The organism is Tessaracoccus caeni (assembly GCF_029211185.1).
Taxonomy (GTDB): domain Bacteria; phylum Actinomycetota; class Actinomycetes; order Propionibacteriales; family Propionibacteriaceae; genus Arachnia; species Arachnia caeni.
This window is the reverse complement of sequence record NZ_JARGDO010000003.1, coordinates 62,249-86,008: the sequence shown is the minus strand read 5'-3', so window position 1 is coordinate 86,008 and position 23,760 is coordinate 62,249. Positions and strand designations below refer to the sequence as shown.

Here is a 23,760-nt window from a genome sequence, read left to right as displayed (position 1 = left end):
TTCGAGGACGCCAAGTTCCTCCGACCATAGAACACCTCGAAGGTCAGCGGGATCGGGTTCGCTGGGTGCTCCTCCCGAACGGTCGGGATGCGACAGTCGACACGCCTACTCAGACTCTCTGACCCAGGGCCTGTTGCGAAAGTAGAGATGGCCTACTACGCGGCGCCCTGGCACGCCATCTGCTTCGTTGCACTCGTTGTCGTTAGGCACCGCTAGCGACTTCCTCCTGCGCCTTGCATCTGACGCACCATGACGCCGCTCGCTACGGCCACCACTTCCGCAACAGGCCCTAGCCGCGACAGGTGGCTAGGACATCGCCGTCCGGCCCGAGAATCTCGCCCTCGATCGGCGGCGGATTCTCCCAGTCGAGAGCGATGGTGGCTTCAGGCTTCACCCATGCGTCGACAATCACGATGCCCTCCACGACGGGATGCGTGGTCGCCACGGTGTCACCAACCAAGCGAAAGCGCATGGCTGTCGCGCCGGTCAGCACCTTGCCGCTGCTGTCGCGGACGGCGCCCGCGCCTCGAAGCGCATAGTAGTCAAGGGTGCCTTCGCCGGACATCGCCATTCCGCTCGGCTCCACAGGACAGGCCTGCACCCACGCCGCGGCTCCGGTCTCGGCGGACAACTCCACGTACGCACCACCGTCATGGCCGTCCCAGAGGTAGGCCATGCAGCTGACCAAGGTCTTGTCGTCGTCGATGAAGGCTGCGGTGACTATCTCCTCATCGATGGTGCCGGGCTCGCCCGGGTCGGGCCGCTCACCGGCCCACTCGCGCTCGCGGTGGCCGAGATACCGCCAGGTGTCGTCCATGGGCAGCCCGCTGCTCGAACAGATCCGGCGTAGGCCGGCCTCGGTGGTCATCTCGTCGCGAGAGATTTGGATCTCGCGCTCTGGTTCGGACCAGCCGATCCCGCAGTGATAGTCATCGAACAGGAACGTGTACTCCACCGAACTGCCCGGTGGAAGCCCGGTCACTTCGCTCAAGTCAGGATCGGAACTCGCCAAGAACGGTTTCGGACACCGCTCGAGAACCACCGAAACAGGGATCAGCGGCTGCGTCCACCACTCCCCCGGCTGGTGGACGTCGAGCGTCCAGGGTGCGGGGCCCGTCGTTGCGGCGCCCGACGTGTCGGTCACGGGCAGGAACACAGGGGCGAGCCGGAACGGAACCTCGCCCGCGGCCCCGCCGACCACCGCCGCCACGTCGGGAGTGTCGATGGCCACCCGCACCTCGATCTCGGGCGGAAGCTCGCTGACATCGCCTTCCACATACTGTGCAGGGAGCTGGGCGACCCCTGCGAGGACGGCATCGAGCGCCTCCCTGCGGCGTTCCCACGTCGGGGCATCCGACGACTGGACGCACAATCCGCCGTCGAACTCGGCTCGCAGCTTCTGGAACGCCGCTTCGGCGTCGCCTTGGACCAGGTAGTTGTACGTGGTGCCGGACCCCCAGGTGGACACCACGGGAATCTCGTTCTCTCGCTCTGCCACCTCCAGTGCGCCGGCGAATGCCTGCTGCCACTCAGGGTCGACCCCTTCCGGCGCACCCGCCAGCGGGTCGTCGCAGAGCTGCGGATGTGTGGTCTCGGGCTCCTCGGCCCGGGGCGCCTCCTGGACCGGAGCCGTCAGAGTGAACGAACCGTACTCGCCATCGGTCGGGTCATAGAACCCGCGGACCCTGTAGCGCTGTTCGGTCCAGCGGACGACCTGGCCGAGGTCTTCGGCGCGTTCGCCGCCGCCCACAGCGAAGGTCACGTCGCTCCAGTCGAAGTCGCCCTTGAGACTAGGCCCCGAGCATGACTTCGGGTTCGGCACCGGTTCCGCCTCAAGGCACAACTCGGGCGCGTCGGCCCTGCCGAAAATCCAGACGTCGCCCGTCACCTCGCCGCCCGGTGTGGCAGGCACCGCGGTCTGCGGAGGCTTCTGCACCAAGAGCATTCCGACCGGAAGTGCCAGCACGGCCAGGGCAGCGACGGCAGCCATTCCCGCACGTCGGCGACGTCGCGCGCCTCGAATGGCGCTGCCCGCCCATGCGTCGGGGGATGGGGCGTCGGGCACAACTCGTCCCAGCACCTTGGTGACATCGTCGCTGTTCATGATCGCTGCTCCTCCAGATGGACGGACCCGCGCAACTGCTGCAGCGCGCGGTGGGAGTAGGCCTTGACGGTGCCCTGAGCCAAGCCCAGCGTCTCGGCGGCCTCCGCGACGGACTTGTCCTCGAAGTAGCGCAACACGAGCACGGCGCGCTGGGTTCGCGGCAGCTCCGCCAACGCCCGGAGGACGTCGACGCGCAGCCCATCCACGGCGTCAAGGCTCGGTGCCGTGGCGCCGTCGAGCGTGCTGGGCACCTCACCCGTCCAGCGACGCCGCCACCACGAGACGAACGTGCGGTAGATCGTGGTGCGGACATAGGCCTCGAACGTGCGGTCGTTGCCGTCGTAGCGCGGGAAGGTCTTGGTGAGCGCGGTCTGGACCAGATCCTCGGCCCGCTCGCCGTCGCCGGTCAGCAGCCACGCGGACCGCCAGAGGTCGCGCCCGCGTCGTCGCACGAACGCCTCGAACCCGGCCTCATCCAGCATCAGCCACCTCCTGCCTCTTTACACGCTCTGGCGGCTCTGGGAGGTTACCTCGCTCCACGCCGGGCGCGATCGCGGGGTCGGCAGTCCTCTGCGAGGATAGGGCCATGGCCACGACACGAAGTTGGGCGGCGCAGGAGCCGCTCACCATGGACGATCAGCCGACGGCGGAGGACCAGCGGCTGGTCGTCGAGTCGGCGCTCGTGCGGGACGACCTGGTAGACGAGATGCCCACGGCGACGTACGAGGCCGTGGTCGCGGAGTCGCTCGCGTTCATCGAGCGACGGTTCCGATCGATGCAAGAGACGCGTGTGATCAGCGACAACAACCTGAATCCGTTCCTCATGCTGCTGATGGCCCCCGCCTACAACGTCTTCTCGCCGTTCGAGGTGGCCGGGTACCTGCAGAACGCCAAGATGCCGCACGGGGACGCGACGGCGTTCGGGAAGTTCGTCGAGGATCGGATCTTCCCCTTGTTCGGGATGTCCGACCCGCTGGAGAAGTACGGAGACAGGGCGGTCTTCAGTCCGCTCGATGCCGAGCTCACGGTGGAGGGCACGCGGTATCTGGCGTCGTGGAAGTCAGGGCCGTGGACGATGACCCAGGCTCACGCGAACGAGATGATCACGCAGTTCCCCATCATTCATGACCGCACGAAGTGCGACCTCATCCTGGGCATCATCTACGGCACCGAGAAGCAGCTGAACAACAAGCCGGCCCTGGTCCGACGGCACACCGGGCCTTACGTCCACGTGCTCGTCGGGGCCGAGCTCTGGGAGTTCGTCACCGGGGTCCGCGACGCACACATGAAGATCCTCGACGCGATCCGCGAGGCCCAGTCGCGCTTCGCGATCGATCACGGCGGCAAGACCTTCTACGAACACATGGTCGAGGCGCGCCTGGCACTCGCCGAGTCGTTCCGTCGAGAGTTCAAGCTCACCGGCGAGAACGAAGACATGTGGACTCAGCTGTTCCGACGCGCCTTTTAGGGCCTGTTGCGAAAGTGGTGATGGTGGGGCACGGAAGATCCCACGAGAGGCGCCGCCACCACCCCGAGCGACCGCCCTTTGCATGGAAGGCCTTCTTCGTCGGCGAGTGACTCACCGACGAAGAAGGCCCTGGGGTGATCGACGGGGTCAGCGCCCGCCGCGACCCCCGCCCATGCCACCGCCCGGCTGGCCGCCGCCCATCATCTGGTTCGTCAGCTCGGTGACCTGCTGGCCGTTCACAGTGACCGTCGCGCCGCTGAGGCTGCCGGTGCCGTCGAAGTCGAAGGGAGACTGCGCGGTGATGTCGAGGACCCCGCCGGTGATCGTCAGATCCCCGTTGCTGTCGATGGCGTCGGTGTCTCCGGCACCCATCGCGATGGCGAGGGTTCCGCCGTTGATGGTGATGCTCATGCCGTCCAAGATGATGTCGGAGGCCGACGCGTTGATGCCGTCGTCGGACGCGTTGACGATGATGTCGCCGTCGTCGATCACGATCACCGGGGCCTCGATCCCCTCGACCGACGAGACGATGTCGATGGCTCCGCCCGTGATCTGGATCTTCTGCTCGGCCTTGACCGCGTCGTCACCGGAGGTGATGGTGATGTCGCCGCCGGTGACGGTGAGCACGCCCTTGCCGAGGTCGGTGTCGTTGCTTGCCTTCAGGCCGTCGCCCGCCGCGTCGATCGTGATGGTGCCGTCCGCGATGGTCAGCGAGTCCTTGCCGCGGATCCCGTCGTCGACGCTCGTGATGTTGATGGTGCCGGAGAGAATCCAGAGGTCGTCCTTTCCGACGATGGCGTCGGCGAAATTGGCCGTCACGTTCAGCGTGCCGCTGCCGGTGATCTGAAGGTCGTCCGAGGAGTAGATGGTGCCGTCGATCTCCTCGTCGGTGCGCGTCGCGGCATCCGAGAGCGTGTTCTCGCTGCCGTCCGCGAGCTCCACCACCGTGGCCTCGGCGTTATCTACCTGGATCGCGGCGCCGACGCTGCTGTCGATGGTCACGCCGTCGAGGACGATCCGCACGTACCCGTCGGAGTCCACCCGCACCTGCCCGGTGGAGGTGCCGCTGAGGACGTAGGTGCCGGCCTCGGTGATGACGAGACCCTCGTCGGTGAGCTCGACCTCGGTGCTGGGCAGCTCGCTCCAGTCGACGTCGATGCTCGACGCCGTCGCCTCCGTCGCAGTGGTGGATGCGGACGAATCAGAACTGGTGACCGCGTCGGCGGTGGTGCTGCTCGTGCTGGTGGAGGAGGTGGTCGTGGAGCCGGTGGTGGTGTCGTCGGTCAAGGCGGCACCGGCCGACGCGCAGCCTACGAGCACGAGGACGGAGGAGAGAGCGGCGGCGGCGAGCTTGGTTCGGATTCTCATCATTTTTCCTTTTCATGGGGCTTGTTCAACCTGATGAGATGAGTTCACTCGCCGTCACTGTGTGATTCCTGTGGGCTTCTTGTGATCCCCGCATGAGTCCATGAGACCCCTCGATCACCCCACGCGCCCGGGCGCTCGCGACACCCAGCCGGCCGCATGCAGCCGTTCGACGGCGTCGAGGATCAGGTCGAGGGTGAACTCGAATTCCGCCGACCGGTCGCAGGATCCTGCGGGGTTGCGCGTCATCGCATCCCTGGCGATCGTCACCACATGCGGGAAGCGCTCGGTCATGTACTCGACGACGGCCGGGCTGTCTGCGTCCCCAAGGGTCGGGGCGTCGGTGTCGTCGAAGGCCTCGACGCTGAACCCCCAGATGCGGGCGCCCAGGGCATGCATGGCGTAGTGGGTGAGATCCGGCGACACCCCGCCGTCGATGAACTCGCCTGCGACGGCGTCCATGTGCGCGAAGACGGTCTCGGTGCGCCGTGTGCAGCTCTCGATGGCGCTGCCGAGCCACGGATGGACGGCAACCGCCGCTCGGGCCTCGAGCACACGGAACCTCACCCGCGCCCTCCACTCACCACCGTCCGACGGCTGCCCATATCCGGCGACGACCGCGTCGACCATCCCGCCCACCAGGTCTTCCTTGTCGGCGACATGCTTGTACAGCGCCATGGGAACGACGCCGAGCCGCGTCGAGAGCGCGCGCATGCTCAGCGACTCGAGCCCCTCGGCGTCGGCGAGCGCAATCGCCTCGGCGAGCACCCTCGCGCGATCCAGACGCGGGCGCCGCGCCTCTCTGTTGGTCGGCATGACCACCTCCTTGACTCGGCATACACCGTACACCTATGCTCACAGCGAGAGGTGTATGGCGTACACCTTTGAGCGAAAGGCGTACTCATGGCCACGGACCGCATGCTCGCCGCAACCGCGGGCTCCCTCTATCTCCTGACCTTCGTCACCTCCTTTCCCGCGCTCGCGTTGAAGGAGTCCTTCCTGAGGGGCGACGGTGCACCGTCGTCGGCGCTGTGGGGAGCGGCCCTCGAGATCGTCCTCGCGTTCGCCTGCGTCGGCACCGCCGTCGCGATCCACCCCGTCGGACACACCCGCAGCCCGGCGCTCTCGCTCGGATTCGTGGCGGCGAGGACGGTGGAGGCGTCGACGATCATGGTCGGCGTGCTGGCGCTGTTGTCCATCACGACGGTGCGCGCTGGCTCGGGCAGTGCGGCCGAGGCTGCGCTCGTCGCGCTGCACGACTGGGCGTTCCTCCTCGGCCCCGGGCTCCTGCCCTCCGTCAACGCGCTGCTCCTGGGCACCCTGCTCTATCGCCATCGACTCGTCCCCCGGGTCATTCCCCTCGTCGGCCTGATCGGCGCTCCCCTGCTGGCGATCTCGTTCCTCGGCACGCTGTTCGGCGTGGTCGACCAGGTCTCGCCCATCGCGGGCGCACTCGCCCTGCCGATCGCGCTATGGGAGCTATCGGTCGGGCTATGGCTGCTCATCAAGGGCTTCTCGACCGGCGTCGTGGACGGGCACCCGGGTTAGAGTGGCGACTACCTCGAAGAAGACACAGTCGACTCACCGCAGGGGGAGCCATGAAACAGATCATCAGAGGAATAGCAGCGACGATGCTGGCGGCGGTCGTGGCGCTGCCGGTGCTCGTGAGTGCGCCGTCGGCCGAGGCGGCCGTCGACAAGAAACTCGACACCAAGACGGCGACGCTCACCGCGTCGGTGGAGGGATTCCCGACCACCGACGCGGCCCGACGCCAGCTGAAGCGCTCCGAGATCACCGTGCACTACCTGAAGAAGGGCAAGGTGGCGCTCGAGGCCGACGTCTGGGTGAAGGGACAGCCCTCCAACGTGTCCGACACCCAGATCGAGGCATGGCTCGGCGTCTTCAAAGGGGGCAACTGCGAGATCGTCGACGCCGGCGACACCGCCAACACCCGCCTCGCCAAGAAGGACACGCAGTACTGGCTGTGGGACAGCGGCTTACGCAACACCACCGCCTGGGATTGCGCCGTCGTGCTCGTCGTCGACCGCGACAACCCCGAGGTGATCTACGACGCGCAGGTCGGCAAGCTGAAGGACAACTACATCACGCCGAAGCTGAAGTTCGGGTCGGTGGAGTTGCTCTCGAAGAAGGTCGCGTCGCTGAAGCTGGTGCGCGACTCGGCGCAGTATCACTGGGTGACGATCCGCAACACGGGCAAGCTCAAGGCCAAGGGCGTCGTGCTGACCGGCAGCGGATCCGGCATGACGGTGAAGAAGGTGAAGGTCGGCACCATCGAGCCCGGCGACTCGGAGACCGTGCGCGTCGCGATCACCCTCACGGGAAAGAAGAAGTCCACCAGCGTCACGCTGACCGCCAAGGGATCGGGCCTGACGGTGAAGAAGAAGCTGAAGGTCACGGCCGTCAGCGCACCGAAGAAGGCGAAGAGCGGCACCTGGAAGGCCACCAACGGGGTCAAGTTCACGGTCAAGAGCAGTGCCATCCAGAGCTTCAAGATCGTCAACGCCCGCATGGCGTGCTCTGCGCCCGGCACCTACACCACGTATCGCAACGTGACCCTGACCTTCCCCAAGACGAAGATCCCGCGCCACGGCTACGTCGAGGCCAAGAACAGCTACGAGAAGGGCAGCGTCTGGTACAACTCGCGGCTGGAGGCCCGGATCGTTGACGGCAAGCTCACCCAGGGCCGCTTCTTCTACCGCACCGCCGGCAACAACGTCGGTGGTTTCTGCACGGTCAACGAGAAGTTCACTGCGAAGAAGTGACATTAAGAGATCCCGCAAGTGGATCCGTCGGCATAGCGACGTTCACGACCGCAGTAACGACAAACCCATCGTCTAGCCGGGCTACGGCGCCAGCGGGATGACGCCGGTGGCGTCGGCTGCATCTCCGCTTGGGCACAGGATCGAGGGACCGGTCGGGCGGATAGAATCAGCTCGTGGCCAATGACATGTCCCGGCGCGAGGCAGCGCGAGTACGACAGGCGCTGAGCGACGCCCACGCCAAGGCGGAGTCGGTGGCAGCGCAGAAGCTGATCGACCAGTTCCTGATCGACGTGAAGACGAGCGGCGTCGCCCCGGTCCCGCTGAGGGCGGTGACGCTCGACGGGCACGTGGTCAAGACCGACAAGACCGGCTGGTACATCCGCCAGAACCATTCCCTCGCCATCGGCGAGGACGGCGGGTACTACGTCCTCACGGTTCCCGGCGGCTGGATGGAGCGCCTGCGCGGCGTGAAACTCCCCCGCACCGACCCGCCGCTCGTGGTCGGCAAGGGCGGCCGAGACGGCGAGACCGGAGACCTGACGGAGTTCCTGCAGTGGGTGCTCGAGGGCAGGGTCAACCAGGACAACTGACGCAACGGCAACCGGCCACCGCCTAGGAGGGAGCGGTGGCCGGTTTTACGCTCTTTGAGGTGCGAGCGAAGCGAGCCTCGAAAAGAGCGCGCGTGGGGGCTCGAAAAGAGCGCGCGTGAGGGGCTCGAAAAGAGCGCTCGGGGGTGGGACTATCCCGTGACGCCGACGATCTCGACCGGCGCCTTGCCCACCTCGACCGACTTCCACACCGTGCCACCGGCGTAGTCGACGATGTGGATGGTGTTCGTGGCCGGGTCGGTCACGTAGGCCATGCCCTCGAGCTCCATCAGCGCGGGATGCGCGCTCTGCCAGTCCTCGGGGACGGTCCAGCCGCCGTCGATCACGGGAATGGAACGCGTCTCCTTGCCAGTGGCGGGATCGAGGACGCGCAGGACGCCGTCGGTGCCGAAGACGAGCGCCTCGCCCGCTGCGCCACGGGCCAGGTCGCGCCAGGTGTACTGGGAGCCGTTTCCGCCGAACGGATCCACGACGCTGATCTTCTCAGCAGCCGTGTCGACCAGGGACACCTGGCTCAGGCCCAGGCCGGCCTCGGGATCATTCTTGTAGTCGCCGAGCACCACGTCGTTGCCGTCCACGGAGAACGCGTTGCCGATGCGGCCGTACTCGTCGGGAGAGGCCAGCTTGTGCGCGTGGTCGCCGTGGAAGGTGAGCACGCCGTCGTCGCAGCCGAGCAGGATCACCTCGTCGCCATCCGAACTCTCGAAGGCGGTCTCGCCGTGCACGCCGGGGCATTCGTCGGATGCGACGATCTCCTTGCCGTCGGCGTCGAGGATCATGGCGCCGGTGCGCGCCTCCTCGTCGCCGCGGGTGACGAGGAGCGTGCCGTCCTCCATGGCGACACCGACGCCGTGGTGCGGTTCGGCGGTGGTGTACTCGCGGATCGGGTGCAGGTGAGCATGCTCCACCTGATCGGCCCACTCGCTGATCTCCACGACGGTGACCTGCCCGGTGCCATCGTCGAAGAAGGTGGTCAGGCCGTCGTGCACCACCACGTGAGCGGGCGCCTCGGCCTTCAGGATCACGTCGTGCAGGGCGGGATCGGCGGTGTAATAGTGGTTGTGGTCGCCGTGGCCCTGGCTCCAGGTACCGGCATCGACGATCGCCCAGCCGCCCGTGGTGGAGACGGCGACGTGGCGCCCATCCCCCACGCCGGCGAGACGATTGAAGCCGGCCAGCGGCAGGTCGGCGACGGTCTCCAGCGTGAGCGCGTCGAGCACCAGGATGCCGCCGTCATAAGTGGTCACGACGCGAGGGGTCTGGCCGGCCGCCTCCGTGGCGTTGGTGGCGCCTTCCTGCTCGTCGTGGTCGTCGTCGGCGTGGTCGTCGTGCGTGCCCTCACCCTCGTGATCGTGGTCGTGGTCGGCCTCGGTCGAGGTGGTCTCGCTGGGCGTGGAGCCCGGCTCGGTCTGCGAGGTGCCGCAGGCGGTCAGGGTCAGCAGCGAGGCGCCCAGCAGGGCGGCCGCGCTCAGTCGCAACATGCGCATGTGTGGTCCTTATGTGGTCTGGCCCGGGCCTCCCGGGCGATTCCGTAGGAACACAGTAACACTATTGAGAGTCGTTATCATATTGGGGTGTCAACGCGGCCGCCTCAACCCAGACACCCCCTTGCCCCACCAATCCCGCAAAATCGGCCAATGGCCCATTTTGCGGTGTCTTATGCCGAAAATCGGCCAGTGGCCGATTTTCCGGATGGGGTACCGGAGAATCGGCCACTGGCCGGATGAAAGAGGGGAGATCCCGCAGGCAGATGGGGGCTAGCTACCGGCCCCCAACGCTGACCCGTTCACCGGGGGAGATCCCGCAGGCAGATGGGGGCTAGTTGACGGCCACCAGGTCGACGACGAAGACCAAGGTCTCGTTGGGGCCGATCACGCCACCGGCGCCGTACGGGCCGTAGCCGAGATGCGGCGGGATGGTGATCTTGCGACGACCACCCACCTTCATGCCCACGATGCCCTGATCCCAGCCCTGGATGACGCGACCCGCACCGAGCGGGAAGGTCAGCGCCTCGCCGCGATCCCAGGACGCATCGAACTGCCGCCCGTTCGACCAGGACTTCCCGACGTAGTGGGCGCTGATCATGGTTCCCACCGACGCCTCCGCACCGTCACCGACGGTGATGTCCTCCAGGACAAGCACCGTGGGAGGCTGATCGTTGGGGATCTCGAATACTGGCTTTTCTGAACTCATGCGCCCAAGGGTACGCGGTCGCGACCAGTCGTCCCTGCGAATGCTCGCGCTGGGTCTCTTCGAGGCTCGCTGGCGCTCGCACCTCAGAGAGCGTGAATGAGGTGCTTCGCCGCTTTGCACTGTCGAGGCTCGCTAGCGCTCGCACCTCAGAGAGCGTCGGGGATGGTGGCAGGAATCTCCTTACAACGCGATGCCGATGTACTTGGTCTCCAGGTACTCGTCCAAGCCCTCGTGGGAACCTTCCCGACCCAAGCCCGACTGCTTGACGCCGCCGAACGGCGCTGCAGGGTTGGAGACGAGGCCGGTGTTCAGGCCCACCATGCCGCTCTCCAGACGCTCGACCGCCTTGATCGCGCGGCTGACGTCACGCGAGTACACATAAGCCATCAGCCCGAATTCGGTGTCGTTGGCCAACTGGATGGCCTCGTCGTCGGAATCGACCACCACGATGGGCGCCACCGGGCCGAAGATCTCCTCCTTCAGCAGGCGCGCGTCGCGGGGCACGTCGGCCAGCACCGTCGGCTCGAAGAAGTGGCCGGGGCCGTCGATGCGGGCGCCGCCGGTGAGCAGCGTGGCGCCCTTGTCCAGGGCGTCGGTGACCAGTTCCTCCACCTTCGCCAGCGACGCCTCGTCGATCAGCGGACCGAGGGTGACCCCCTCCTCCAGGCCGGGGCCGACGACGAGGTTCTCGACGGCGGTCACCAGCTTGGACTGGAATTCCTCCACCAGGTCGCGGTGCACGTAGATCCGGTTGGCGGCGGTGCAGGCCTCGCCGTTGTTGCGGAACTTGGCGGGCATCGCGCCGGCGACGGCGGCGTCCACGTCGGCATCCTGCAGCACCAGGAACGGGGCGTTGCCGCCCAGCTCCATGGAGGTGCGCAGCACGGGATCGGCGGCCTGGCGCAGCAGCGCCTGACCAACGCCCGTCGAGCCGGTGAAGGTGAGTTTGCGCAGCCGGGGATCGGTGAGGATGGGCTCGGAGACCGCGCTGGAACGGGAGCTGACGATGCAGTTCACCACGCCGTCAGGGATGCCCGCGTCGGCGAAGGCCTTCATCAGGTACAGCATCGTCAGCGGCGTCAGTGAGGCCGGTTTGATCACGACGGTGCAGCCGGCGGCCAGCGCCGGGCCGATCTTGCGAGTGCCCATGGCCAGCGGGAAGTTCCACGGCGTGATCGCGTAGACCGGACCCACCGGCTGCTTCATGGTGAGCAGGCGGTTGCCGCCCGCCGGGGCCAGTGACCAGCGTCCTTCGATCCGGCATGCCTCCTCCGCGAACCAGCGCAGGAATTCGGCGCCGTAGGACACCTCGCCGTAGGCCTCGGCCAGCGGCTTGCCCATCTCCAGCGTCATCAGGGTGGCGAACTGCTCGCGTCGCTCGATGATCAGGTCGAAGCTGCGACGAAGCAGCTCGGCCCGCTCACGAGGATCGGTGGCCGCCCACGACTCCGCCGCCGCGCACGCCGCATCCATCGCGGCCCGCGCATGCTCGGCCGAACCGTCGGAGACCTGGGCGAGTTCTTCGCCGGTGGCGGGGTCGTGGACCGGGAAGGTCTTTCCCGTCTCGACGAACTTCCCCCCGATGAACTGGCCCTTGGGCACGTCACTCAGAATCGTCTCGATCTCGATCTCCACTTAACTCTCCTCGTCGAAAAGGATGACCCGGCGAATAGCCTTGCCATCGGCCGGCTCGTCCATTGCTTCATTGATCTGACTGAGCCGGATCCGCGACGAAACCAACCGTTTCACGGGAAACCGCCCGCCGCGCCACTTCTGAGCGTACTTGGGGATGTCGCCGTCCGAGACGGCCGATCCGGGATACGAACCGACGACCAGACCCCCTTCAGTTGTGATGGTCGACGATGGCATCGCGCCTCAGAGGGTGCGTCGGCGATCGCGTTTCGGGGGCGCGAAGAGGAGCCAGGCGACGGCACCCGAGCCGAGGACGAACCAGACCGCCCACCAGGGGAAGCCGAGCTCGACGCCGTCGCCTCCGATCACGCCGTCGCCGCCGCCTTCCGGGGTGGGGATGCGGACGGCGTGCAGCATCAGGCGGTGACTGTTGACGCCGATGGGGGTGCAGGTGAACAGGGTCACCCAGTCCTCCCCGTCGATGATCTTGAGCGAGTCGGACTGGCCCGGATCGACCACCTCCATGGACTCCACTCGATAGTGGTGGTCCTCACCCAGCACGCTGATCCAGAACGTATCGCCGATCTTGGCGTCGTGCAGCGGGGAGAACAGCTTGGCATGCGGCAGCCCTGAATGGGCGGTGAGCACGGCTCGCGTCGACGGACCGCCGACGGGCAGCGAGGTGCCGTACAGGTGGCCGATGCCCTGGGAGATGGCCTCCTCCGAGGTTCCGTGGAAGACCGGCAGGCCGATCTCCAGCGCCGGATAGCTGAGGGTGCCGATCGCGGAGGTGCCGCTCAGCCGAAGCATCTCCTCGTAGGCCTTGTACAGATCGCTGCGCAGCACCGCGTCCTCAGATGCGGACACATACGGATCGGTGAGGGGACCGGGATCGAGCTCGTCGTTGTAGGCATAAGCGGCCTCGATCAGGCGTTTCCGCTCTTCTGGCGTCTCCCCCTGCACCTGCTGCACGTAGCCGGAGATGTCCGCGTTGTGCCCGATCCGCGACACCCAGTCGGCCGCTTGCGGGTAGAGCAGCAAACCGATGCCCACCATGGCCAAGAACTGCAGCAGCACCCCGCCCAGCACGCTTTGTCGTCGCGTTCGTCGCGCCGGAGCGGAGCGACGGGCCGTCGCCGTGGCCCGGCTCATTCGTCCTCCCGGCCGCGTCGTCCCCGTCGGACCAGGGCGAGCCCACCGCCGATCAACACCACCGCGGCCACCAGGACCACGCCGCCAACCTGAGCTCCGGTGCCGGAAAGCTTGGGCGGCTTGGGCACAACGGGCGGCGGTGCGGTGGGGCTGAGGCTGGGATCGGGCCGCGTGGTGGGCGTCATGCTGCGGCTAGGGGTGGGACTGGGCGACGGCGACTCGCTGGGACCGCAGTCCTGCTTGTAGGTGGCGGCCGCGGTGCCGGTGGCGTCCTTGGCATCGTCGACGCTCAGCCGCACGTCGCTCTGATGCGTGCCGGGCGCGAGCAGTCGCGTCGAGTACGCGATCGTCACCTCGGCGTCGGGATTCGCGTCGCGGGCGGCGAGCAGGACGGCGCGACCGGCTTCAGTGAAGGCCGTCTCGATCACCGTCCGCTGCCCGGCGCCTCGGGGGACGAGCAGGGCGACGGTGTAGTGCGTCCCCTGGGACAGGGCCGGGGCCCCGTCGATCGCAACCCCCACTGCCGAAGATCCCCCAAGAAACTCGGCAGTGGGGGCCACGACGTTTTGTACGACGTAGCGGTCAAGGTGCGTGACGCGAGGAACGGAGGAGCGTGATGTCCACGTCACCTCGGGTACGCAGGTGATGGCTTCGCTGACGTCGAGTTCTACGCCGGCGTGGGCGTTTTTCGGATAGACGTGCACCGTGTCCAACCAGGTGCCGCCGCCCGCCGGGTCGGTCATGGGTAGTGTGACAAGAAAGGGAGCCGACGGCACCACGCCCTCCAGCGCGTGCTCGGCATGATTGTCGGTCTCCTCGACGAGGTACAGCCCGACGCCGAGGTCCAGCCTCAGGAGGCCATCGCCGTCGGTGCGTCCGGAGGCCTCCGGAACCAGCTGCTCCGTCATCGTCGCGGCGGTTGCCACGGTGAGTCGGGAGGCGGAGGCCCAGCCGTCGTTCGTCGTGAGGTCGATTCCGGGCACTCGGGTGGCCCGGAAGGTGACCCCAGGGACGGGAACCAGCTGGTCGAGCGAGGCCTGATCGAGCGGCAGACCGGTGGCCGGTGCGCCGAAGTCATGCGGTTGCTCGACCTTGTGCACGATCAGCTGGGTGCGGGCATCCGGGGCTATCCCGAGCACGCCGTCCGCATCGGCCTGCGCCGGAGCGAACACCATGAGGGCGGCTCCGAGGCAGGCGATCACGACGAACTGCAAGAGGATCGGCACCCAAGGACGCCGTGGCGCGGTCCGTCGAAGGGCAGGGCCGGAGGCACCCGAGAACTCGCTCATGAGCGGGTGGTTCATCGGGTGCCTCCTTTCCTGGCTTCGAAGGGGTGGGTTTCAGCGACCGATCAGGCCTGGCTGCGACGACGACGCGCCACCACCAGCACCAGACCCAGCAGGGCGATGCCACCGACGGTGAGCATCAGGGTGCCCGTGCCACCGGTCAGCGGCAGCGTGAAGCCGCCGTTCTTGGCCACGTTGATGATCTCGAGGTCGTCGCCCGGGTTCCCGTACTCAGCCCGACCAGTGGCAGCGTCGAACCTCAGCGAACCATCCGAGTTCTGAGAGATCTGACGGACCTCGCCATCGCTGAGCAGCGCCACGGGAACAGGCTGGGCCAGCAGCTCGTAGCCCTCTGGTGCCGTGGTCTCGGTGAGCCAGTACACGACGTAGTCAGGGTTGTAGGTGTCGAAGCCGCCGCCAGGCGTCGTCTCCGCACCCAGCTCCTGCATGGCATTGTTCGCGAAATCAGAGGCACGCAGACCGGTGATCTCGACCGCACCGTCGGCGGCGCTCATCACTGCGGCGGCGCGGATGAAGACTCCGGTATCAGCGTTGTTGCGGCTGGTCGCCACCTTGAACTGCGCGTTCTGGAGCGGGTTTCCTTCCTGGTCCGCCTTGGTGAACCGCAGGGTTCCCCAGTGGGTGTCGACGTTGTTGGTCACGAGCCAGCGGGCGTCGGCCGGCGGGGCGTCGATGCTCGCCTGGTCGGGGAACACGCGACCCACGTTGCCGAGGACAGCCAGCGCGGCGGCATCGGCCGTCGCGATCGCAGGGGACACGTCGGCCACGATGGTCACCACGACCTTGGAGGCCGGGGTGGCGGCAGCGATCCGGAGCTTCTCCAGACCTGCGGCCGTGAAGGTCACCACAACCTCATCGCCAGCCGCGAAAGTGGCCGGCGTCACCGTGTAGTCGGTGCCACTGGTGAGCGTGCCCGCCGCCACCGGGGCGAGCTCGGCGACCACCGATACCGGCGTCAGCTCAGCGGCAAGATCATCCGAGACCCGGAAGCCGGTGGGCGCACGGAAGGTTCCGTCGGTCTGCCCGGGGTTGCGGGGAACATCGGCGGTGATCGTGTAGGAGAGGCGCTGCTGATCGATCGCAGTAAAGGGCGTGGCGTCGTCGATTGCCTTTTCCGGCTCGCCGAGCTTCGAGTTCTTGGGATAGACGTAGATGTCGGTCAACCAGTCGCTTTGGTTGGACGGATCCGTCAGCGGCAGCGTGACCAGGAACGGGGCAGACGGCGTGACGCCGGCGGGGGTGAACGTCTCCTGCACCAGGTACAGGCCGATCGGAAGGTTGGCGAAGTCCACGACGCCATTCACGTCGGTGGTCAGGCTCACCGCAGCGTCGAGGTCGAGCGCGGTGTCGTCCGCCTGGCTGGTCTCGACCACCGGGTTGAACGGATCGGCGATGTTCAGCTGTGCCTCGCCGGCCTGCTCCCAGCCGGGGTTGGTCGACAGGTCGATGTCTGACACACGCCGCACCGAGAAGGTCACGTCCTCAAGGGGGACGGCACCGGCCGGGATGCTGGGGCCATCGCCATGGCTCGTGGGCAGACCATTGGCGGCCTCATTCGGGCCCGCCGGCGGGGTGTCGTACTTCGTGATGTGCAGGTTCGCCGTCGCGAACGCCGGCAGATGGATGGTGGGGTCGGCATGGGCCGTACCCACACCGCCGAGGGTCAGAGCGGCGGCCGCGACCAGCGCTCCAACGCTAGCGAGGAGGCCTCGCTTCTTCGTGTTGATCTTCATTTCTCCCCTTCGTAGGAGGTCAGTGGGTGATAGATAAGTCGGATCTGTGAACGGGGGGTGCGGCGGGACGCCGCTCTCAGAGATCAGGCGGGCCTCCCTCCTTTCGCTATGACGGCGACCCCGAGCCGGCGGTAGACATCCGCAACCCGCGGAGCCTGTAGGGGAACACCGCAGGCAGCGGACAGGACGGCACTCAACACTGCCGTCACAGTCCGCTGTTGGAACGGTCCACCCGGTACGGGATCGTCCTTCATTCGCACTTGCAACCTCACGAAGACACAAAAAAAGAGGGTGCGCGCGCAGCACATGGCTCCGCTTACACCCCCCGGTGCGACTCATGCTCGGAACGAGTTCCGAAACGGTCCTCTCCATACCCCTTGAAGAGGAGACCTAGCATCAGCCGCGCTTAGAATAGCTTGATCCACGCCATGGTAAAAAACCGGCGTCACCTGATGGGCACCGGCTGGCCACAGGACCGGCCTGGATGCCAGCACAGAGATCCCGCTAGTAGGCGGCACCTACTAGCGGGATCTCATATGCGTGGAGTCTCTATGCGCTTATGCCGCCAGGAACTCGACGGCGGCGAGACGGGGCGCAACCAGACCGACGATCGCCTGCGCGACCATCGGGTGGTCCCCCAGCGGCTCGGCGACACGGACGCCGAGGCCTTCGATTCGCTCCGACCACAACCCCTGCGAGAGCAGGTAGGGCGCCACGGTGATGCGACGGTGTCCTTCCGCGCGCAGCCGGTCCACCGCGTCGGCCACCGACGGCCGCGCCATGTAGACGTTGCCAGGCACCACGGGCACCCCCAGACGCTCCTCCAGTTCGGCAGCCACGGCGTCGATCTCGGCGAGCGCGTTGGGGCGCTTGGAGCCGGCGGCGGCGAGCACCACGGCGTCGCCCGGTCCGCCTGACTCTGCCAGCCGCTCGATCACGGCGTCGGTCAGCAGGCCGCCGATGTGGCGGGTCACCTCGACGTGGTGCCCGCTGGCCGCGGCGGCCTCCGGGATGTCGTGGCGCACGTGGTAGCCGGCGGCCAGGAAGCAGGGCACGACGGTGGCGTCGCCGACCTGGGCCAGCACGTCGGACAGCGTCGGCTCGATCAGGTCGACCCACCCGTTGACCACCCGCGCATCGGGCAGCAGCCGGGCGACGCGGCGGCGCACCAACTCGGGCACCACCGTCCCGTCGGGATGACGGGTGCCGTGCCAGGCAAGGACGACGGTGTGTGAGGTGCTCATATCGACCACTCCATTTCTGAGGCTTCCTTGGCAGCGATCTCTGCCCGGCGCCGGCGTTCGTAGCGCCATGCGGTCCAGGCGGTCATGGCCACCCAGACGGCGGCGAAGACGGTGAACCCGACGGTGATCTGCTCGCTGGACAGCTGGCTCGCGTCGAACAGCGTCTTGAGGTTGGTCATGATGATGATTCCGCCGACGGCCACGCCCATGATCTGGGCGGGGATCCGAGAGACCAGCCAGGCGGCGATGGGGGCGGCGACGAGGCCGCCGAGAAGCAGGGCAACGACGATGCGCCAGTCGATGCCGAGCAGACCGAGGTTCACGACGAAGCCGAGGCTGGCCGCGAAGGAGACCATGAACTCTGAGGTGTCCACGGAGCCGATCACCGTCCGCGGCGCCGTCTTGCCTGCGCTGAGCAGCGACGTGGTGGCCACCGGGCCCCAGCCACCGCCGCCGGTGGCGTCGACGAACCCTCCGGCCAGGCCGAGGGGAACCAGGAACTTCGCGGTGTGCGGGGAGGTCCGGGCCTGCGCCACGGCCGGTGGCCGGATCGCGTAGCGCAGCAGGATGTACATGCCGAGCGCCCCGAGGATCGCCGCCATCACGGGCTTGGCCGCGGTGGTGGAGATCTGAGAGAGGAACGTCGCCCCGCCGAAGGCCCCCAGCGCCCCCGGCACGCCGAGACGGGCCACCAGCCGCCAGTCGACGTTGCCCAGCTTCCAGTGCGAGAAGCCGGACGCCACGTTGGTGCCCAGCTCGGCGAGGTGCACCGAGGCCGAGGCCATGGCCGGGGTGAGACCGGCGATGAGCAGCAGCGACGTCGAGGTGACGCCGAAGCCCATCCCCAGGGATCCGTCGACCAGCTGGGCGGCGAAACCCACCAGAGCCAGGATGACCAGTCGTTTCACGTCAGATGACCCAGTCGACGACGTCGGCCTCGCCGATGGCGGCCTTCGCGGCGAAGGCATCGGAGCCGCGCACCATGCCAGCGGCCAGAGTGCCGCCGGTCTGCGGGTCGATCACCAGGAAGGAGCCGGTGCGACGGCTGACGGTGTAGTCGTCAGCGGCGACGGGGGCGGCCAGCCGGATGCCCACGCGGCCGATGTCGTTGAGCTCCAGCACGTCGGTGCGCTCGGGGCGCAGGGCGTCCAGATCGAGCCGGCCGTGGATGTCGCGGACGAGCCCCTGCACGGTGGTGGTGCCGTGCTTGACCAGCACCCGCGAGCCGACGCGCAGCGGCCGCTCGGCCAGCCAGGCGAGCATGCCGTCGATCTCTTCGATGGGCTCGGGCGCGAACTCGGCCCCGGCGATCACCGCGCCTCGGGCGATGTCGATCTCATCGGCCAGCCGCAGCGCCACCGACATCGGCGCATAGGCCGTCTCCTTCTCGCCCTCGGGGGTGTCGATCCCGACGACGGTGGTGCGCCGGCCCGATGGCAGGACCACCACCTCGTCGCCCACGCTCACCTGACCGGTGGAGATCTGGCCGGCGTAGCCGCGGTACTCCCGGTAGGTCGGATCGAGCGCAGCCTCCTGCGGGCGCAGCGTCAGCTGCACGGGCAGCCGGAACGGCAGCCGGGCGGCCTCGGCCCCCGCGGGGAGCGTCTCCAGCAGTTCGAGCAGCGACGGGCCCTCGTACCAGGGCGTGTTGTCGGAGCGCTCGACGATGTTGTCGCCCACCAAGGCGGACACCGGAAGCGTGATCAGCTCGCTGACACCCAGATCCTCGGCGACGGCGCCCACCTCGGCGGCGATGCGGCGGTAGGTGGCCTCGTCGTAGTCGACCAGGTCGATCTTGTTGACCGCCACCACGATGGTGGGCACCCGCAGCAGCTGACCGACAGCCAGGTGGCGGCGGGTCTGCTCCAGCACGCCCTTGCGCACGTCCACCAGAAGCACCAGCACGTCGGCCGTCGAGGAGCCGGTGACGGTGTTGCGGGTGTACTGCACGTGGCCGGGGCAATCCGCCAGGATGAAGGTGCGGTTGGCGGTGGCGAAGTAGCGGTAGGCGACGTCGATGGTGATGCCCTGCTCGCGCTCGGCGCGCAGGCCGTCGGTGAGCAGCGCCAGGTCGACGTGACCCAGACCCTTGTCGCGGCTGACGCGCTCGACGGATTCGAGCTGATCGGCGAGCACGGACTTGCTGTCATACAGCAGTCGGCCGACGAGGGTGGACTTGCCGTCGTCGACGCTGCCGGCGGTGGCCAGGCGGAGCAGGGTGCCGGTGGTCGACGGGCGGATGGCTTCCAGTGTTGAGGCGCTCATCAGAAGTACCCCTCCTTCTTGCGGTCTTCCATGGCGGCTTCGGTGAGGCGGTCGTCGGCCCGGGTGGCGCCGCGTTCGGTGATCCGGGTGGCGGCCACCTCGGCGATCACGTCGGCCACGGTGGCCGCGTCGGAGGCGACCGCGCCCGTGCAGCTCATGTCGCCGACGGTGCGGTAGCGCACCTGCTCGACGCGCACGGTCTCGCCGTCGCGCGGCTGGGAGTACGGACCCACGGCCAGCAGCATGCCGTCGCGCTCGAAGACCTCGCGCTCGTGGGCGTAGTACATCTCGGGCAGCTCGATGTTCTCGGCCTCGATGTAGCGCCACACGTCGAGCTCGGTCCAGTTGGACAGCGGGAAGACGCGCACGTGCTCGCCGGGACGGTGCCGCGGGTTGTAGAGGTTCCAGAGTTCGGGGCGCTGGTTACGCGGATCCCACTGGCCGAAGGCGTCGCGCAGGCTCACCACGCGCTCCTTGGCGCGGGCCTTCTCCTCGTCGCGACGGCCGCCTCCGAAGACCGCGTCGAAACGGTGCTCGGCGATGGCGTCGAGCAGCGGCTGGGTCTGCAGCGGGTTGCGGGTGCCGTCGGCGCGCTCGAGGAGGCGGCCGTCGTCGATGTAGTCCTGCACGGAGGCGACCACCAGTCGCAGGCCCAGGCGCTCGACGGTGCGGTCGCGGTACTCGATCACCTCGGGGAAGTTGTGCCCAGTGTCGACGTGCATCACGGGGAACGGCACCTTGCCCGGCCAGAACGCCTTGGACGCCAGGTGCAGCATCACCACGGAGTCCTTGCCGCCGGAGAACAGCAGCACGGGGCGCTCCAGCTCGGAGACGGCCTCACGGATGATGTGGATCGCTTCCGACTCCAACTCCTGCAGATGCGTCAGAGTGTGCTCCTCGATGTGCGAAGCCGTCTGCGGCCGAGCCTCGACAATCGGATCGCGCGAAGCACCTTCTTCACGCTCCTTGAGGTGCGAGGCCGTCTGCGGCCGAGCCTCGAAAGGAGCGGCCTCGGGCGCCGACTCATCCACGGGGTCCAGATCAAGCTGGATACGAGCGTCCAAGATGGGCACAGTGATGATCTCCTCGGGGTGGTCTTCGGTGACGTGGAGTCCGCATTCGGTCTTGGCCAGACCGGCCCAGCGGCCGGCTCGGGGATCTTCGCCCGGCGCAACGGGGCGGGTGCAGGGGGCGCAGCCGATGGACGGGTAGCCCTGCGACAGCAACGGGTTGACCGGCACCGCGTGCTCGGTGGCGTAGCCGAGCTGCTCGTCGAAGCTCCATGCAGCGATGGGGTTGATCTTGACCATCTTGTGCGCGGAGTCCCATTCGACGAGGGCCGTGTCCGCGCGCAGCGGGGAGTCCTCGCGACGGAGCCCGGTGATCCAGGCCTCGTAGCCGCTCAGCTCCCGGTTGATCGGCTCCACCTTGCGCATCGCGCAGCATTGGCGGGCATCGCGGGCGAAGAGCTCGGCGCCGTACTCGGCGTCCTGCTCGGCGACGGTCAGCTGCGGCAGGGCGTCGACGATCGTGATCTCGAGCGCGTCGACCAGCGCGGCGCGCGTCGCGATGGTCTCGGGAAAGTGGTAGCCGGTCTCCAGGAACAGCACGTCGACGCCCGGGCGATGCGTCGCGGCCAGGTGCGCCACGACGGTGTCCGCCGCCATGGAACAGGCCACGACGAGCGAATCCCCGAAGGTCTCGGCCGCCCACGCCACCACCTCGTCGGCGGACGCATCGGCGAACCGGACGGAGGCCTCCCGGGCCAGCGCCTCCAGCTCAGCCTCCGTGCGACGCCGACCGGGACCATGGCCCCGCACCAGGTACTCAGCAGCGGTCGTCACCGCAACGCCTCCTCGTCGGCACGGTGGGCCCAGCTGGCGAAGGACTCGTCCCCGGCCCGATCCTCGGCGAAGCGACGGGTGACGCGCTCCACATAGTCGGTCAGCTCCTTGGCCGTCACCTTCAAGCCGCGCACGGTGCGGCCGAGGCCCGCCTCGTCGCGACCCGACGACGCCAGGCCACCGCCCAGGTGCACCTGGAAGGCGAACTCGTCGCCATCGGCACTCTTGGCGACCTGCCCCTTCAGGCCGATGTCGGCGGTCTGGATGCGGGCGCAGGAGTTGGGGCAGCCGTTGACGTTGAGCGTGATCGGCGCGCCGATCTGGATGCCGTCGAGCCGCGCGTCGAGTTCGAGCGCGGTCTTGGTGGCGGTGTTCTTGGTGTCGACGAAGGCCAGCTTGCAGAACTCGATGCCGGTGCAGGCCATGGTGTGCCGGCGGAACGCCCCGGGGGACGCCGTCAGGCCGATCCCCTCGGCCGCTTCGAGCAGGCCGTCGACGCGCGCGGGGTCGACGTCGAGCACCACCAGCTTCTGGTGCGGGGTGAGTCGAATGCGACCCGATCCCGCGGCCTCGGCGGCGTCCGCCAAGGTCAGCAGCGCCGACCCGGAGGAACGCCCGACGATCGGCGCCAGGCCGACGTACAGCTTGCCGTCCTTCTGCTCGTGCACGCCGACGTGGTCGCTGGGGCTGCCGTCGGCCACCGCAGCCGGGCCGTCGGGCAATTCGTAGCCCAGGTACTGGTCCTGCAGGACGCGGCGGAACTTCTCCGGCCCCCAGTCGGCCAGCAGGAACTTCAGCCGGGCCTTGTTACGGAGGCGCCGGTAGCCGTAGTCGCGGAAGATCCGCACCACGCCGTGCCACACCTCGGCGGTCTGCTCGGGAGCGACGAAGGCGCCCAGGCGCTCGGCCAGGCGCGGGGCGGTGGAGAGCCCGCCGCCGACCCAGAGGTCGTAGCCAGGGCCCAGTTCGGGATGCACGACGCCCACCAGCGAGATGTCGTTGATCTCATGCACCACGTCGAGGCTCGGATGGCCGGTGATGGCCGACTTGAACTTGCGCGGCAGGTTGGAGATCTCCGGGTCGCCGATGAAGGTCTCGACGATCTCACGGATCGCCGACGTCGGGTCGATGATCTCGTCGGCCGCGATGCCTGCCACCGGGGAGCCAAGGATCACGCGCGGGGTGTCGCCGCAGGCCTCGGTGGTCTGCAGGCCGACGGCCTCCAGCCGTCGCCAGATCTCGGGCACGTCCTCGATCCGGATCCAGTGCAGCTGGATGTTCTGCCGGTCGGAGATGTCGGCGGTGTCGCGGGCGAAGTCCACCGAGATCTGCGCCACCGTGCGCAGCTGCTCGAGCGTGAGCGCGCCGCCGTCGGTGCGCACCCGCATCATGAAGTACTCGTCGCTCAGCTCGTCGGCCGACATCTGCGCCGTGCGGGCACCGTCGATGCCCTGCTTGCGCTGCGTGTAGAGGCCCCACCACCGCATCCGACCGTGCAGGTCGTCGTGTTCGATCGACGCGAAGCCCTGCTTGGAGTAGATCTGCTCGATCCGTTCCCGCACGTTCAAGCCGTTGTCAGCGGCCTTGAACTCCTCATTCGGGTTGAGCGGTTTCGTCCCGTCGATGAGCCATTGGCCGTTGCTGCGGCCCTCGCGCGGCGGGCGAACTCTCGCGCCCGTGGGAGTGGCGGTGGTCATGGTGTCCTCGGATTCGGGGTTGGGGGCCGGGTAGCGACGGCACGCCCCGCAGGACACGAAAAGCCGGGCTACTCAGCCCGGCGGGGGAAGGAAAAAGGGCGCGCCGAGCCGTTCAAGCCCGACACATCGCAGAAAAGACGCGCTGGAAATCCAGGTGATACCGCCGCACCAGCAGCGATCGCGTCAGATTCCTCATGCGGTCCATAGTCAGCAACCGGGGGCACCCAAGTCAAAGCTGTCCGCGCACCGCGAACAGGGGAATAAGCGCTGCCCTCACCCGAGCTCCGCCCCTCCCTGCCCCATCAGGCCCTTCTCCGGAAAATCGGCCAATGGCCGATTTTGCGGTGTCTGATGCCGAAAATCGG

The 23,760-nt window shown here is 67.8% G+C and carries 19 protein-coding genes and 2 pseudogenes; 4 read left to right on the top strand and 17 right to left on the bottom strand.

Going from position 1 to position 23,760, the window contains the following annotated elements; translation table 11 throughout:
• Positions 1-289: 289 nt before the first annotated feature.
• The gene (locus P0D62_RS03855; protein ID WP_275701306.1) at positions 290-2,104 is read right to left on the bottom strand and encodes a hypothetical protein; all 1,815 of its coding nucleotides are present in this window, start codon (positions 2,102-2,104) and stop codon (positions 290-292) included.
• A complete protein-coding gene (locus P0D62_RS03850) occupies positions 2,101-2,586 on the bottom strand; it encodes a SigE family RNA polymerase sigma factor (RefSeq protein ID WP_275701305.1) in 486 nt (161 codons plus the stop codon). Before P0D62_RS03850 ends, P0D62_RS03855 begins: the two co-directional genes overlap by 4 nt.
• Before the next feature lie 104 nt (positions 2,587-2,690).
• Here P0D62_RS03850 and P0D62_RS03845 point away from each other — a divergent pair, with 104 nt between their 5' ends.
• A complete protein-coding gene (locus P0D62_RS03845) occupies positions 2,691-3,572 on the top strand; it encodes a PmeII family type II restriction endonuclease (RefSeq protein WP_275701304.1) in 882 nt (293 codons plus the stop codon).
• A gap of 147 nt (positions 3,573-3,719) precedes the next feature.
• Here the strand turns inward: P0D62_RS03845 and P0D62_RS03840 are convergent, their stop codons facing one another.
• Both P0D62_RS03840 and P0D62_RS03835 read right to left on the bottom strand, forming a co-directional pair.
• Complete coding sequence (locus tag P0D62_RS03840; RefSeq protein WP_275701303.1) at positions 3,720-4,943, bottom strand: carbohydrate-binding domain-containing protein; 1,224 nt, start codon at positions 4,941-4,943, stop codon at positions 3,720-3,722.
• A gap of 111 nt (positions 4,944-5,054) precedes the next feature.
• Positions 5,055-5,753 (bottom strand): TetR/AcrR family transcriptional regulator, encoded by a 699-nt coding sequence (locus P0D62_RS03835; RefSeq protein WP_275701302.1) that lies wholly within the window; start codon positions 5,751-5,753, stop codon positions 5,055-5,057.
• 87 nt (positions 5,754-5,840) lie between these two features.
• On the opposite strand from P0D62_RS03835, the gene P0D62_RS03830 reads away from it, so the two are divergent.
• From P0D62_RS03830 to P0D62_RS03820, 3 genes are all read left to right on the top strand, one after another.
• Positions 5,841-6,485, top strand: coding sequence for a DUF4386 domain-containing protein (locus tag P0D62_RS03830; protein ID WP_275701301.1), 645 nt, complete (start codon positions 5,841-5,843; stop codon positions 6,483-6,485).
• Between the two features lie 50 nt (positions 6,486-6,535).
• Positions 6,536-7,720: a hypothetical protein gene (locus P0D62_RS03825; protein ID WP_275701300.1), complete on the top strand. Its 1,185-nt coding sequence runs from the start codon at positions 6,536-6,538 to the stop codon at positions 7,718-7,720.
• A 185-nt stretch (positions 7,721-7,905) separates the two neighbouring features.
• Positions 7,906-8,310, top strand: coding sequence for a hypothetical protein (locus P0D62_RS03820; protein ID WP_275701448.1), 405 nt, complete (start codon positions 7,906-7,908; stop codon positions 8,308-8,310).
• 149 nt (positions 8,311-8,459) lie between these two features.
• Here P0D62_RS03820 and P0D62_RS03815 read toward each other — a convergent pair whose 3' ends face one another.
• From P0D62_RS03815 to P0D62_RS03755, 13 genes and pseudogenes are all read right to left on the bottom strand, one after another.
• A complete protein-coding gene (locus tag P0D62_RS03815; RefSeq protein ID WP_275701299.1) occupies positions 8,460-9,815 on the bottom strand; it encodes a hypothetical protein in 1,356 nt (451 codons plus the stop codon).
• A 331-nt stretch (positions 9,816-10,146) separates the two neighbouring features.
• Positions 10,147-10,521: an FKBP-type peptidyl-prolyl cis-trans isomerase gene (locus tag P0D62_RS03810; protein WP_275701298.1), complete on the bottom strand. Its 375-nt coding sequence runs from the start codon at positions 10,519-10,521 to the stop codon at positions 10,147-10,149.
• Between the two features lie 180 nt (positions 10,522-10,701).
• Entirely contained in the window at positions 10,702-12,156 is a 1,455-nt protein-coding gene (locus tag P0D62_RS03805) for an NAD-dependent succinate-semialdehyde dehydrogenase (RefSeq protein WP_275701297.1), read from the bottom strand.
• Entirely contained in the window at positions 12,157-12,390 is a 234-nt protein-coding gene (locus tag P0D62_RS03800) for a hypothetical protein (RefSeq protein WP_275701296.1), read from the bottom strand.
• A gap of 6 nt (positions 12,391-12,396) precedes the next feature.
• A complete protein-coding gene (locus P0D62_RS03795; protein ID WP_275701295.1) occupies positions 12,397-13,305 on the bottom strand; it encodes a class C sortase in 909 nt (302 codons plus the stop codon).
• Positions 13,302-14,609: a SpaH/EbpB family LPXTG-anchored major pilin gene (locus P0D62_RS03790; protein WP_275701294.1), complete on the bottom strand. Its 1,308-nt coding sequence runs from the start codon at positions 14,607-14,609 to the stop codon at positions 13,302-13,304. The genes P0D62_RS03795 and P0D62_RS03790 overlap by 4 nt, the downstream gene beginning before the upstream one ends.
• A 47-nt stretch (positions 14,610-14,656) precedes the next feature.
• Positions 14,657-16,345 (bottom strand): SpaH/EbpB family LPXTG-anchored major pilin, encoded by a 1,689-nt coding sequence (locus tag P0D62_RS03785; protein ID WP_275701293.1) that lies wholly within the window; start codon positions 16,343-16,345, stop codon positions 14,657-14,659.
• A gap of 557 nt (positions 16,346-16,902) precedes the next feature.
• Positions 16,903-17,589, bottom strand: coding sequence for a sirohydrochlorin chelatase (locus P0D62_RS03780; RefSeq protein ID WP_275701292.1), 687 nt, complete (start codon positions 17,587-17,589; stop codon positions 16,903-16,905).
• On the bottom strand, positions 17,586-18,497 hold the full coding sequence (locus tag P0D62_RS03775) for a sulfite exporter TauE/SafE family protein (RefSeq protein WP_275701291.1): 912 nt from the start codon (positions 18,495-18,497) through the stop codon (positions 17,586-17,588). Before P0D62_RS03775 ends, P0D62_RS03780 begins: the two co-directional genes overlap by 4 nt.
• Position 18,498: 1 nt before the next feature.
• The gene (locus tag P0D62_RS03770; protein WP_275701290.1) at positions 18,499-19,854 is read right to left on the bottom strand and encodes a sulfate adenylyltransferase subunit 1; all 1,356 of its coding nucleotides are present in this window, start codon (positions 19,852-19,854) and stop codon (positions 18,499-18,501) included.
• Positions 19,854-20,768 (bottom strand): annotated as a pseudogene (gene cysD / locus P0D62_RS03765) (sulfate adenylyltransferase subunit CysD); the annotation flags it as partial. The gene P0D62_RS03770 and the pseudogene cysD, both read right to left, overlap by 1 nt.
• Positions 20,769-20,963: 195 nt before the next feature.
• Positions 20,964-21,674 (bottom strand): annotated as a pseudogene (locus tag P0D62_RS03760) (phosphoadenylyl-sulfate reductase); the annotation flags it as partial.
• Between the two features lie 20 nt (positions 21,675-21,694).
• Positions 21,695-23,395, bottom strand: a complete 1,701-nt coding sequence (locus P0D62_RS03755) for a nitrite/sulfite reductase (RefSeq protein WP_275701289.1) — start codon at positions 23,393-23,395, stop codon at positions 21,695-21,697.
• Positions 23,396-23,760 lie beyond the last annotated feature (365 nt).